9 protein-coding genes and 3 pseudogenes are annotated in these 14,004 nt (G+C 34.8%); 5 read left to right on the top strand and 7 right to left on the bottom strand.

From position 1 onward, the window contains the following. Positions 1–673 precede the first annotated feature (673 nt). Both HMPREF9225_RS05035 and HMPREF9225_RS10495 read left to right on the top strand, forming a co-directional pair. Complete coding sequence (locus HMPREF9225_RS05035; protein ID WP_040551677.1) at positions 674–901, top strand: helix-turn-helix domain-containing protein; 228 nt, start codon at positions 674–676, stop codon at positions 899–901. Further along, entirely contained in the window at positions 858–1,028 is a 171-nt protein-coding gene (locus HMPREF9225_RS10495) for a hypothetical protein (RefSeq protein WP_245526551.1), read from the top strand. Before HMPREF9225_RS05035 ends, HMPREF9225_RS10495 begins: the two co-directional genes overlap by 44 nt. A gap of 447 nt (positions 1,029–1,475) precedes the next feature. Here the strand turns inward: HMPREF9225_RS10495 and HMPREF9225_RS05025 are convergent, their stop codons facing one another. The 7 genes and pseudogenes from HMPREF9225_RS05025 to guaA all read right to left on the bottom strand — a co-directional run bounded on the left by HMPREF9225_RS05025 (position 1,476) and on the right by guaA (position 7,566). Next, on the bottom strand, positions 1,476–3,602 hold the full coding sequence (locus tag HMPREF9225_RS05025) for a heavy metal translocating P-type ATPase (protein WP_008901866.1): 2,127 nt from the start codon (positions 3,600–3,602) through the stop codon (positions 1,476–1,478). Between the two features lie 19 nt (positions 3,603–3,621). After that, positions 3,622–4,071, bottom strand: coding sequence for a CopY/TcrY family copper transport repressor (locus HMPREF9225_RS05020; RefSeq protein WP_008901865.1), 450 nt, complete (start codon positions 4,069–4,071; stop codon positions 3,622–3,624). Positions 4,072–4,186: 115 nt separating this feature from the next. Then, positions 4,187–4,282: pseudogene (locus tag HMPREF9225_RS10645) on the bottom strand (relaxase); the annotation flags it as partial. Positions 4,283–4,959: 677 nt separating this feature from the next. After that, a complete protein-coding gene (locus HMPREF9225_RS10560) occupies positions 4,960–5,088 on the bottom strand; it encodes an LDCC motif putative metal-binding protein (protein WP_008901864.1) in 129 nt (42 codons plus the stop codon). Between the two features lie 192 nt (positions 5,089–5,280). Next, a pseudogene (locus HMPREF9225_RS10490) lies at positions 5,281–5,535 on the bottom strand (relaxase/mobilization nuclease domain-containing protein); the annotation flags it as partial. 52 nt (positions 5,536–5,587) lie between these two features. Continuing rightward, a pseudogene (locus HMPREF9225_RS10055) lies at positions 5,588–5,731 on the bottom strand (plasmid mobilization protein); the annotation flags it as partial. Positions 5,732–6,045: 314 nt separating this feature from the next. Further along, positions 6,046–7,566, bottom strand: a complete 1,521-nt coding sequence (gene guaA, locus HMPREF9225_RS05005) for a glutamine-hydrolyzing GMP synthase (protein ID WP_008901862.1) — start codon at positions 7,564–7,566, stop codon at positions 6,046–6,048. A 356-nt stretch (positions 7,567–7,922) separates the two neighbouring features. Here guaA and secA point away from each other — a divergent pair, with 356 nt between their 5' ends. The 3 genes from secA to HMPREF9225_RS04990 are packed head-to-tail and all read left to right on the top strand — an operon-like array spanning position 7,923 to position 13,133. Further along, positions 7,923–10,661, top strand: a complete 2,739-nt coding sequence (gene secA / locus HMPREF9225_RS05000) for a preprotein translocase subunit SecA (protein WP_040551324.1) — start codon at positions 7,923–7,925, stop codon at positions 10,659–10,661. Next, positions 10,645–12,414 carry a bifunctional lysylphosphatidylglycerol flippase/synthetase MprF gene (locus tag HMPREF9225_RS09800; RefSeq protein ID WP_169304150.1) on the top strand — a complete coding sequence of 590 codons (1,770 nt, stop codon included), beginning with the start codon at positions 10,645–10,647 and terminating at the stop codon, positions 12,412–12,414. The genes secA and HMPREF9225_RS09800 overlap by 17 nt, the downstream gene beginning before the upstream one ends. Then, positions 12,411–13,133, top strand: coding sequence for an alpha/beta fold hydrolase (locus HMPREF9225_RS04990; RefSeq protein WP_008901859.1), 723 nt, complete (start codon positions 12,411–12,413; stop codon positions 13,131–13,133). The genes HMPREF9225_RS09800 and HMPREF9225_RS04990 overlap by 4 nt, the downstream gene beginning before the upstream one ends. Positions 13,134–14,004: the final 871 nt, after the last annotated feature.

The raw sequence follows: 14,004 nt of genomic DNA, 5'->3' as shown, positions 1-14,004 counted from the left end.
GCAGCTTGAAACTACGGTCTAATTTTTTGTCCAAATGTAAACCACTTGGAACTATTATTAAGTTTATTCTTTTTAACAAATGTTCCCATTTTAATCCCAGTTACAGTTTTTAATCTTCTGTAACCGTTGATTTTTTAAGTTTTTTATTTTCCAAGGTAATTTGTGAGGAAAAATGGATGAAATAGACGAAGTACAAAAAAACCCGCAGTGAGGCGTACTTTAGTACGCCGCAACGAGGGATTTTTGAAACGAGTCTAGTTCGCCATTTTTACCACAAATTTACTCCCATTCTTCTTTCCCAAACGTACAGTATATACCAAACCATTCAAAATACTAGATTTTATTTTTTAAAGTATCACCAAATCCACCTAATTATAAGACATTTTCAGATTTTTAGTCCCATCCCAGTCCCAGTACCGAAGAAATATTGTTTTAATATAATATCTGTTAATCTTGTTTATCCAGTTTTCAAATTAATCTCACTTCGAATTTACTTCATTTTTACTTTTTGCTTTGAGGGTTTAAATCTAAATATATTACTTGGTAATTATCCAGCCTATGGATATAAGACAAAAGATATAGAGAACCTTAAACAAGGAGATTTTGTTAAAATATTTGATCAAGTAAAAACAAGCATTGGTAACAAAGGTAAAATATAGAATTGGAGAATGATATAGGATTTTCATATAACAAATTATGGAAGTTATTAATAGATAAAAATATGAAAAAAACAGACTTACAATGTGCAATCGCAACAACACCCGAGACAATATCAAAAATGGGAAGAGACGAAAATGTAAGTCTAGAAACATTAGGAAAGATTTGTGAATATTTTCAATGTTATATTGGAGATATTATTGAATATAAGTCAATGGGAATCAAGTATGATAACGGAATTTGATAGTATTCCATATTCCAATGCTGGTAGAGGGCTACAATGCTTATTAAAAACTGAGCTTGCTTTAAATAATATTAATACAAATAAAGATAAAATAATTTTAATTGAAGAGCCAGAAAACCATTTGTAATATTCTAACATGAATAATTTAATTGATATTCTACAAGAAAATAGTAATAAGGAATCTAGTCAAATAATTATTCCAACTCATAGCAGTTTTGTTTTAAATAAATTAGGCTTAGAAAATTTAATACTTTTATAAAACAAGAAAAGCTCTAAAATTACAAATTTAAGTAGTGATACAGAAAAATATTCTATAGCTATTTCAGGATACGACACATGTGTAGACGGTGGTGTTATTGTCAAGAAAATAGAATAACAAGTTATAAAAGTGTTGAAATAGGTGCTTTTAGGATTTTAAAAGAAATCAGTTCTATAATAAATTAAAAATCGTGTTGGTAGAAAAATCGTCTACTTCTACCAACACGATTTTATAAAGAGCCAGTACTTACATCTCTTTTTCTCCTGTAAAACTATTGTATCTTGATACTTTAAGGAGTTTCAATCATTCGATCTGTTAACAGTTATTTTTTGGATCTAAACTTAATAAAATAGCATTAATGGCGACTATGACTGTTGACACAGACATTAGGATTGCTCCTAATGCAGGGCTTAATGTGATACCAATAGGAGCCAAAATTCCTGCAGCTAGAGGGATAGCTATAAAGTTATAACCAGCTCCCCAAAAGAGATTTTGTTTCATTTTACGAGTTGTTTTGTGTGCTAATTCAATAAATGATTCAATATCTCCTGGATCAGATTGAGTCAAGATGACATCAGCTGAATCCAACGCCACTTGAGTTCCTGCACCGATCGCTATTCCAACATCTGCCAAGGCAAGAGAAGGAGCATCATTGACACCGTCACCTACCATGATAACTTTTTTTCCTTCTTCTTTAAGTGTTTTTACTAACTCATATTTGTCTTGTGGAGATTGATTTGATCTATATTCAATCTCTAAATCTTCTGCCGCGCCTTGAGCTGCTTTTTCATTATCTCCTGTTGCCATAATTGGTTGAATATTGTTCTTTTTAAGAACTTTAATTAACTCTTTACTGGTTGCTTTTAATTCATCCCCCAAAGCTACAGCACCAATAGCATCATCGTTTTCTACTAAGACACTGAGAGTTGCTCCTTTTGGAATATCCATATCCAGATTACGTCCGTAGGCTTTTTGGCTGATTAATTGGTAACTATGGCCATTGGCTTTGCCTTCTACGCCAGCACCGGAAATCACATCAATTGAATCAAAAGATACTGGGCGTATATCTTGCTGCTCGGCGAAACTTATAATTGATTGAGCAATTGGGTGGCTAGATCCTCCTTCAATACCTGCCAGTAAGGCAATGATTTCCTCTTTTGTATATTTGTCATTAAGAAGTTTTACATCTAATACTTTAAATTCACCAGTTGTTAAAGTACCTGTTTTATCTAAAATCATCACATCTGCATTTTGAGCTATTTCTAAGGCTTGGCGGTCTTTTACTAGTAAGCCACGACTAGCTCCTAAGCTTGTGCTACGTGCGGTTACCAATGGAATAGCCAGACCCAATGCGTGCGGACAAGCAATAACTAATGTAGTAATAGTAAATATAACTGCCGTTGGCAAATCTTCTATAACCATCCATGTTACGAAAGCAATTAGCGCGACAATAACAGCAATATAGAAGAGCCACCCTGCAACCTTTTGAGCAATATTTTCTGCCCTGGAAGGCTGACTTTGAGCTTGGCTGATTAAATTCTGAACTTGAGAGATGAAGGACTTATCACCTGTCTCATTCACTTTAATATAAAGAACCCCTTCTCCATTTGTTGAGCCTCCGATTACTTCATCGCCAGGACCTTTTTTAACTGCTTTTGATTCTCCAGTCAAAAGAGCTTCATTTACACGTGATTCGCCACGCTCGATAATCCCGTCTGCTGGCACATTTTCTCCGGCTTGAACACGAATTAAATCACCTACCTTTAAGTCAGCAACTGGTCGTGTTTCAATTGAATCGTCTTCTAATACAACGTGAGCATCTTTCGGCACTAACTTAGCCAATTCTGCTTGTGCGTCTCCTGCTTCTCCAATAGCTTTCATCTCAATCCAGTGACCTAATAACATGATTAATAGTAATGAAGCAAATTCAAAGAAAAAATCCATAATTTGTTCACCTGTTACGTAGCTTGCTATTACAGTATAAATACTATATAAATATGAAACACTTAAACCTAAAGAAACGAGAGCCATCATTCCAGGTTCTTTTTGTTTAAATTCGTCAACTGCCCCTTGATAGAATGGACGTCCACCATTAATAATTAATATAGTAGATAAAATAGCTACTACAATATCAGAATATGGAAAAGTAAACTGGAATGGTAGGTCAAACCCAGCCATAGGGGATAAGAGCATAATAATGATTCCTATTGGCAATGATTTTAAGAAAAGTTCCTTAAAGTTACCGTGATGATGGTGGTCATGCCCACTGTGTCCGCTGTGATCATGCCCATTGTGCCCGCTGTGATCATGCCCAGCATGATGTTCTTGATGTTGATCCTTATGGTCTCCATGTTCATCTGTGATTCCATGCTCATGTTTTGAATGATCCATGTCGCCATGATTATGGTGACTGTGGGATGAATGTTTGTTGTTATTGTTCATTTTAAATTCCTCCTTATTCTTAATGATGATGTAAATGACATTTGCATTGTCCTTCTGGACAATTGCAATCCACTTCTTCTACTGCGAAAGATTTTTTCATCTCTAATATTTTTTCTAGTCGATCTATATCATCGAAGCTTAAAACATGATCTTCAATGATGCTTCCTATTACATTTCCGACTTTCTTATTGCAAATACGATTAAAAATATCTTCTGCATAATCCATTACGGCTTCTGTCTCTTCAATATTGGCAGTGTAAATAAACTTTCTACCTTCTTGCTCTGTATTTAGTACGCCTTTTTCAACTAATCGACCTAAGATCGTTTTGATAGTGGATTGTGTCCAGTCCATTTTTTCTTGCAATACGGTAATGACTTTTTTACTAGTTACTCGATCATTTGCCCAAACTACACGCATGACTTCCCATTCTGCATCTGTGATATAAGTATTAAGTTCTATTGTGCTCATTTTCCTTTCCACCTCCTCGTTTACAGATGTAAACAAATATACTCAAAATAAGTTTACTATTGTAAACGAATTATGTCAAGTCTTTTTAATAAATGTAAGAAACGCTTATAGATTTTTATCTCTCCACTTCTATCCCATAATAATTTTCATAGTTTTTCCTATACTGAACAAGGTCAGAAAATTGTTCTTTATTTAAAGAATACTCTTGCATAAAGGCTCATTGAATTAGGGATTTTAGAAAACTGATTTAGAGAGTCTTTAGGTGGCAAGTAGAAAGGCTATGAGTTTAATGCTCATAGCCGTTTTTGCGGGTCTGTAAATAATTTTGTGTATCAACCTAAATCCTGATATAAGGGTAAGGGTTGATACATTTTTTATGTATCAATATTCGTCCAGTCCTATAGGAATGGAGTTTTTTTAATTGTACACAACTTTAATAAACAGTCAAATTTTCATGAAAATTTGCAGCCGATTTCATACTAAATTTTTATCTTAATTAAAACCTTTCTTCAAAAAATATTGATAATTGGGATAAGATTTGATCCCAGCCTCGTATTCTATATGTCCATATGATGATCTAACTGTTTTTTTACTAGTACCATTTCTTGTATTTAATGATAGTGGTTTTTCTACATATTCATAGTCTAAATGCTAATCTAATTCTGCTTTTAAAAGTTCTTCCATTGTATCGCCTAGAAGGTCTTTTAGAGCTTCTTGAATATCTTGTGCGCTTTGATGCTGATATTCTTCAATTAACATTTTTGCTTCTTTTTGTTTCTGGTCTTTTTTTTGGCATAAAAATTCCTCCTGATTAGTTTTTACTTACCCTAATCAGGAGGTTTCTATACACAAAATTTTACACAGTCTCCGCCATGGTCATTTTTTTCTTTATTTATATTCTCTTTTGTTCATTGAACAACAATCTAATCTTTCATTTCCAAAAGATTTTTTATTTTCTTCTGCTAGATTTTTCAAGAATTTTTTCCATCTATTTTTTATTGATTCAAAGATTTTCATATTTTACCTCCTCGGGTAATTATTTGTAAATTTTTTAAAATAATATTATACCAGAAAAAAATTATTTTTTCAATTTTTTATCTCTCCACTTCCTTCCCATAATAATTTTCATAGTTTTTCCTATACTGAACAAGGTCAGAAAATTGTTCTTTATTCAAAGAATACTCTATCATGAGGGTGTTCTTTTTTTCATATTTCCATTCCAATTTCGTGAGCTTTTATAGGATCAACCTCTCCTGGTAGAAAAGATTGAATCAAGTGTATTGCCAGAACTGTAAATTTAGTATCATTGTCTTCTCTAGTTTTCAGAAATTAAATGTGGACAGTAGATGGACGACCATTAAATTAAGATACCAAGATTTTTTCATCAGTTTTTTCACTCTTAGTTATATAGTCTATTGCCAAATTTAGAGTTGATTTTATAGGATGTATTTTTGTTACTGCCACACTAATCACCATAGCTTTCTTTTGATTTATTAAGAAACAGGGAATGGATCTGTCATATTTCTTTTGATAATTTTTCTATCTGTTTATTCATTGATTCAATTTCATTTTTGTAAATAACACCAGTGGTATTAGTTGCCTTTGCAATCTGATTTATATTATTTGTTGCATTTGAAAGTAACCGTTGGAGATGTCTAAATAAATTAATCCTCATAATATGTACGCAAAAAGACCGCAGCTTTTAACTACGGTCTAATTTTTTGTCCAAATGTAAACCACTTGGAACTATTGTTTAGTTTATTCTTTTTTACAAATGTTCCCATTTTAATCCCAGTTACAGTTTTTCATCTTCTGTAACCGTTGAATTTTTAAGTTTTTTATTTTCCAAGGTAATTTGTGAGGAAAAATGTATGAAATAGACGAAGTACAAAAAAGCCCGCAGTGAGGCGTACTTTAGTACGCCGCAACGAGGGATTTTTGAAACGAGTCTAGTTCGCCATTTTTACCACAAATTTACTCCCACTCAATGGTTGCTGGTGGTTTGCTTGTGATGTCGTAGACTATTCTATTTATATGTTCTACTTCATTTACTATTCTCACTGAGATTTTATCTAGTACTTCGTATGGGATGCGTGCCCAGTCTGCTGTCATGAAGTCGGTGGTATTTACTGCTCTTAGTGCCAATGTGTAGTCATAGGTTCTGAAGTCGCCCATTACTCCTACGGATCTATTGTTGGTTAGTACTGCGAAGTATTGGTTTGGATGGTTTTCTAATTTTGCTTTTCCTATTTCTTCTCTAAAGATATAGTCTGCGTCTCTTAGGATGTCTAATTTTTCTTTGGTTACTTCTCCGATTACTCTTATGCCTAGTCCTGGTCCTGGGAATGGTTGTCTATTTACTAAGTATTCTGGTAGGTCTAATTCTCTTCCTAGTCTTCTTACTTCGTCTTTAAATAGCATGCATAGTGGTTCTACTATTTCTTTGAAGTCTACGAAGTCTGGTAGTCCGCCGACGTTGTGGTGACTTTTTATTACTGCTGCGTCTCCTATTCCTGATTCGATGATGTCTGGGTAGATGGTTCCTTGTGCTAAGAAGTCAACTGATCCGATCTTCTTGCCTTCTTCTTCGAATACTCTTATGAATTCTTCGCCGATCGCTTTTCTCTTTTCTTCTGGATCTACTACGCCTTTTAGTCTTTCTAAGAATCTCTTTTCTGCGTCTACTCTTATGAAGTGCATGCCGCTATCTTTGAATGCTGCTTCTACTTCGTCTCCTTCGTTCTTTCTCATTAGTCCGTGGTCTACGAAGATACAGGTTAGTTGTTCGCCTACTGCTTTTGAAAGGAGTGCTGCTACTACTGATGAGTCTACTCCTCCGGATAGTGCTAGTAATACTTTTTTGTCGCCGACTTTTTCTTTTATTTCTTTTAGTTGTTTTTCTGCGTAGTTCTTCATGGTCCAGTTTGGTTTTGCTTCGCAGATATTAAATAAAAAGTTTTCTAGCATCTTGAGTCCATGTTCTGTGTGGTTTACTTCTGGATGGTATTGCATTCCGTAGAGTTTTCTTTCCACATTTGCCATGGCTGCTATCTCGGTGTTCTTTGTTCCTGCTATTTTTTCAAATCCATCTGGTAGTTCTACTACTTGGTCGATGTGGCTCATCCATGTTATTTGGTCTTCCTCTAGATCTTTAAATAGTTTTGAAGAATTATCTACCTTGGTTTCTGTCTTGCCGAATTCTTTTTCTTTTCCCTTTACTACTTTTCCGCCCAATGTTTGTGCCATTATTTGCATTCCATAGCATAGTCCTAGTACAGGGATTCCTAGTTCGTATATTTCTTTTTCTATTTTCGGTGCGTTTTCTAGGTATACTGAGTTTGGTCCGCCGGTAAATATTATTCCTTCTGGTTTTAATTCTTTCGCTTTTCCAAGCGCTTTTGTATATGGAACTACTTCGCAGTACACGTTCATGTCTCTTACTCTTCTTGCGATTAGTTGATTGTACTGTCCTCCAAAGTCTGCTATTATTATCATTTACACCCTCCTATTAATTATATATATTATAATTGTTTTTTATGCTTCTTTTCAAGCTTAAAGATTGCAATATACTTATTTGATTTTTTTTATTTTATATTTTCCTATAATTTTAAAAATTTTACAAGATATAATAATAAAACACTTTGAATTATTTTACTGAATTTAATTATCTATATCCAAAAGAAATTTTTTATAACTATTTTGACCTCAATTTTTTTATTTTCATGGAATATTTATAAAATTTTATTGAAAGATGTGTTATTTTCAAAGATTTTAGAATTTTTTAAGTGTTTTTTTATCTATTTAGGTATATAATAGATAGGAATGATTATAAACCGAGAAAGGATGGTTTAATGGGACTATTTGATATGATTTTTGGATCATATAGTGATAAAGAAATTAAAAAAATTCAACCACTTGTTGATAAAGTATTAGCTCTTGAACCTAAATTTGCTAAATTTAGTGATGCAGAGCTTAAGAATAATACTGAAGAATTTAAAAAGAGACATAGAAATGGCGAATCTCTAGACGATTTACTTCCAGAAGCTTTTGCGAATATTCGTGAAGCTGCTTGGAGAGTGCTTGGTATGAAGCACTTCCCTGTACAAATTATTGGTGGGATTATTCTTCACCAAGGTAGAATCGCGGAAATGAGAACTGGTGAAGGTAAGACTTTGGTTGCTACTCTTCCTGCTTACCTAAATGCTATTTCTGAAAAAGGTGTCCACGTTGTAACGGTCAACGACTACCTTGCTAGCCGTGATAAACTTTGGATGGGTAAGGTCTATGAATTTCTAGGTCTTAGCGTTGGATGTATTATCCACGGTCTTTCTCCTGAAGAGAGAAAAATAGCTTACAATGCTGATATTACTTACGGTACTAATAACGAATTTGGATTCGACTACCTAAGAGACAATATGGTTATCTACAAGGAAGAGATGGTTCAAAGACCTCTTAACTACTGTATCGTCGACGAAGTTGACTCAATCCTTATCGATGAGGCTAGGACCCCACTTATTATTTCTGGTCGTGGCGACGAAAGTACCGATCTATATGTAAAGGCTCGTGACTTCGTAAATACTCTTAGCCATAGGGTTAAGACTGAAGAAGAAAGCAGCTTTGAGAGATTTAACCGTACCTTCGAAGAAGAGACTGTTGACTATGTTGTAAATGAAAAAGACAAGACTTCTACTCTTACTGACAAGGGTATTTCAAAGGCTGAAAAATATTTCGGCGTAGATAATCTTACTGATCTTGACAATATGGAACTTCAACATCATATAAACCAAGCTCTAAAGGCTCAAGGTAATATGAAAAAGGACATCGACTATGTTGTTAAAGATGGCGAAATTATAATCGTTGATGAATTTACCGGTCGTTTGATGTTTGGTCGTAGATATTCTGAAGGTCTACACCAAGCTATCGAAGCTAAGGAAGGTTTAAATGTTCAAGCTGAGTCCAAGACTCTTGCTACTATTACATTCCAAAACTACTTTAGAATGTATAGAAAACTTGCTGGTATGACTGGTACCGCTATGACTGAAGAAGGCGAATTCAGAGATATCTACCATATAGACGTTGTAGAAATCCCTACTAACAAACCGGTTATAAGAGTGGACGCCAACGATTCTATCTACAAATCTGAAGATGCAAAGTTTAAAGCTGTTACTAGAGAAATCGAAGAATGTCACGCTAAGGGTCAACCGGTTCTAGTGGGTACTATTTCTATCGAAAAATCTGAAGAGCTTTCAAAATATTTAAAGAGAGCTGGCATTAAACACAATGTATTAAACGCTAAGAACCACGAACAAGAATCAGAAATCGTTGCTCAAGCTGGTCGTTTTGGTGCGGTAACTATCGCTACTAACATGGCTGGTCGTGGTACGGATATCGTGCTTGGTGGTAACCCAGAATTCATGGCTAAGAACCAAATGAAGAAGGAAGGTTTGGAAGAAGAAATTCTAAACCAAGTTGACACCTACAATGAAACTGATAACGCTGAAGTTCTAGAAGCTAGAAAGAAATATCAAGAATTAGTTAAAAAATATAAAGAAGAAACAGATAAGGAAGCTGAAGAAGTAAAGGCTGCCGGCGGTCTACACATAATCGGTACTGAAAGACACGAATCTAGACGTATCGACAACCAACTTAGAGGACGTTCTGGACGTCAAGGAGACCCTGGTTCTTCAAGATTCTACATTTCTGCAGACGACGATTTGATCAGACTTTTCGCTGGTGATAGATTTAAAAACACTATGGAAAGAATCGACGCTCCTGAAGATGAACCGATAGAATCTAAACTTCTAACTAAACTTATAGAATCTGCTCAAAGAAAAGTAGAAGGTAACAACTTCTCTATTCGTAAGAATGTCCTACAATATGACGACGTTATGAATAAACAAAGGGAAGTTATCTACAAAGAACGTAGAAAAGTTCTTGAAGGTGAAGATATCCACGCAGATATAGAGGCTATGATAGATAGCATCATCGAAAAGAATATCCAATTCTACAACAAGATGGATCACAACAACAAGCACTACCTAGATATGGAAGGAATTGTAAACTTCGTTACAAATATCTTTGGATTTGAAAAGAATTTCTTAGATGGATACAATGGAAATTCTGTAGAAGATTTAATCGCATACGTTGAAGATCTAGCTGCTAAGAAATATACAGAAAAAGAAGCAGAGTTTACACCTGATAAATTTAGAGAAATAGAAAGAGTCGTTCTTCTACAAGTGGTTGACCAAAAATGGATGGATCACATCGACGCAATGGATCAACTAAGAACTGGTATTGGACTTCGTGCAGTAGGTCAAGTGGACCCAGTGCGTGCCTATGCTCAAGAAGGATTCGACATGTTCGAAGAAATGAACGAATCTATAAAAGAAGACACTGTAAAGATGCTATTCCACATCTACAACCCTGAAAAGGTACAAAGAGTTAGAGTGGCAAAAGAAGTAGAAACTGTAGATCCTGATTCAGGAAAACAAAAACCTTATGAAAGAAAAACTAAAAAAGTAGGAAGAAACGATCCATGCCCATGTGGAAGCGGAAAGAAGTATAAAAACTGCTGTGGCAAAAACATTTAATGAGAAAAGACCTGTAAAAGGTCTTTCTTTTAATAGAAAAAACTACAACAAATACTTTCTGTACTCTGCATTTGTACTACTTTTTTTAGTTTCATTCCAACTAATTTTTTCAAGTGCAGTCTACACAGTCAAGTTTCTACATGGAAAAGACAAAGAATATTTAAAGGACATATTCAATCTTTCAAGGTTTATATTCTTTGCCCTATCCACACTTAACTTTATAATCTTCTTCGACCTTGTAAAGAAGAAGAGATATGCATACCTACTAGAACTATTCTCTCTATTCTTGCTCATTTGCCTTAGAATAATTAGGCACGGGATCCTTGGAAAATATCTAGTACCAATCTATCTATATATATTTATCGTGCTCTATCTAAACAACGGATACTTCACAGTAAATGTAGTGGGATTTAAAAGAAAATCGTTTATTAGAAGTCTCTTGGCAACACTTACAATTATATTTACTCAATCCATAATACTTGTGGTATTTACATCCAAGAGATTTAATCTTCATCTACCTATTGAAGAAATATTAAAAAATGCTTTCTACGGGATATTTGGAATCAGCACCTTGGACATCTACCTACCGAAAAACATATTCCTTAGATACCAATCCACCATTTGGCTGCAACTGATTTTTGCACTGATCGTATTTCTTGCAATAGCGCTAAAGCCAATTTTTGAAAAATCTTACAACACAAATATCGACGATGTAAAGAGTTTCATCATAGAAAATGGAAAAAACCCTCTCTCCTACTTGATTTTGGAAGAAGATAAAAATATTTTCTACTCAGAAAGAGTTAGAGGTCTCGTAGGATACAAAATCGTAAACGGAGTATTTGTAATCCTTGGAGATATAGTAGTTGAAGAAGGTGGAGAAAATATCTTCATAGAAGAACTACTTGAATTTTGTAAATATCAAAAACTTGAAATATTATTTCTAAACTCAACTGGAGAATATAAAAAGGAACTTCTCTCCCTTGGGCTACACCAAGCAAAGTATGGCGAAGACTGTATCTTCACCCTTGATGAATACGACCTAAAGGGCAAAAGAGCACAAAAGATTAGAACAGCCATCAATAAATCTAAGAAGCTCGGCGTGGAAGTTCATGAATATAAAATAGAAGAAGGACGAGACGAATTTATAGAAAATTCATTTAGAGAAATCACCGATGCATGGATAAAAAATAAGGGATCCATGATGATGGAATTCACTGTCGGCTCAATGAATCTTGAAGCTCCTGAAAACCGTAGATACTTTTACAGCATCTTGGACGGAGTTATAATCGCTTTTGTAGTATTTGTCCCTTATGACAATAGAAAAGGCTACATCGCAGATATAACAAGACGCCACGAAGGAGCACCACAAGGGGCAATCGAATCTATAATCTACGACGGATTCATGACCCTTAAAGAAGAAGGAGCAGAAGAAGGAAATATGGGACTGTGTCCTCTTTACAATGTGGTGGATGACTTCTCTGGATTTAATGAAAAGTTTTTAAACGAAATCTACGAAAGATTTTCAAAATTTTATAACTTCAAGGCACTTCGCCATTCAAAGGAAAAATATGGACCAACCACTTGGAAGAACAGATACCTCTACTACAGCGGCAAGAATTTTTTCAAAATTTTAACCGCCATAGTCCTCTGCCACTTCCCTAAAAATATGTGGAAGTACGTGTCCACACAGATATTGGATTTTGTAAAAGATAAGATAAGCACTGAAAGGTCAACAAAAGATGATCTCCAATGAAAGAAATAGAAAATAAAAAATTAAAAGGCGATAAAATTTTAATAAATTATGTGGATGAAGGTAGCGGAACAACACTTCTCTTCCTCCACGGAAACCTAGTGTCCCACCACTATTTCAAAAAAGAAATCTTGGAATTTAAAGATAGATATAGAGTAGTGGCGCCGGACACGAGGGGTCATGGACAATCCAGCTTTGGAAGTGGACCAGTTAACTTGGATACACTTTCAGACGATTTACACATGCTTATAAAAAGTCTTGGACTAAAAGATATCGTCTTGATTGGACATTCTGATGGAGCAAACATCGCACTTAAATATCTAACCAAGTACGACGATGTCATCGGTGCGGTAAGTCTATCTGGAAATATATCTCCGAAGGGGCTATTTAGAATTCCATATCTTTTCTTTGAAATGAGGAGAAAAATAACCCATTTCTTGGGAAGATTTAACAAAAAATATATGGAGAGATCCATTCTCCTTTCACTAATAACAGAAAGTCAAAATATTTCTATGGAGGATCTTAAAAAGATAAAAGTGCCGGTTTTATACATCGTTGGAAGTAAGGATATAATCGACATTGACCATACCAATAAAATGGTAGCAAACACACCTAAGGGAAGTCTGTACGTGGCAAAAGGCGTCGGCCACCACGTGCTTAAGAACTATCTTCCAGCGGAGAAATTAATAGAAGAATTTGTAAATACATTAATAAAAAAATAATCCATACTGGCAACAGTGTGGATTTCTTTTTTTGAAATGCATGTCTGAATAAAATTATGGACTCAGTTTGATAAATTTTTCCTATAAATCCTAAGGAGTGCAGTCACCCTGAGCGAAGATGACGAAGTCATCGAAGTCGAATGGGTATAACCTTGGTGAGGTTAATTATGTGTGACTGAATTTATATATTTTCTGTGAAATCATAAAAATAATCTAATGCTGAATATACATACTATGTAAAATCTCCCAAAATCACATTAATCGCTGCACTTAATCCATGTCCTAGTGGATATCATGGTTCAAAAATATTTGTTTATTTTATTAGAACCATTTGCAAATACTTGGTCTTTAGAAGTTATACCCATTCGACTGCAGAGCCTTCGGCTCTTCCGCTCAGGGTGACTGTAGTTGGGAGGATACTGTAGCGTCGAAGCCCTAGCCGAAATCTTTGATTTCGCTGCAGGTCTCGTGCAAAGAGTTCCAAAGAAGCCAAGCATTGTGAAGTCTGATTTGCAGAACTCGACTGCCTCTCAGGGTGGACTGTAGTTGGGAGGATATTATTTCCCTAGACTAGGTTAAATATAGGTAGAGATCCTTCGACTTCGACGGTAAACCGTCTTCGCTCAGGATGACAATACATAAGGACAGACTTTTAGAAATTTTTTTAAATCATCAAAGTTTATTCGTGTAGAGCCTTCGGCTGTGGAAGCAAGATGCTTCCGCTACGAGGAATTAATATTTTTTAGTATGTTTTACGGCTTCGCCTGATTTTAATTGTTCTTCTATGCAAAAATAAAAGTACTTCTACATATTCAACACCATTTAAATTCCAGAGAATATAATCTTTAAACTTTTCTACGACCCACTTATG

The sequence above is a fragment of the Peptoniphilus duerdenii ATCC BAA-1640 genome, assembly GCF_000146345.1.
GTDB lineage: Bacteria > Bacillota > Clostridia > Tissierellales > Peptoniphilaceae > Peptoniphilus_B > Peptoniphilus_B duerdenii.
Note: the sequence above shows the minus strand (reverse complement) of the source record. Positions and strands in the feature narration are given on the sequence as shown.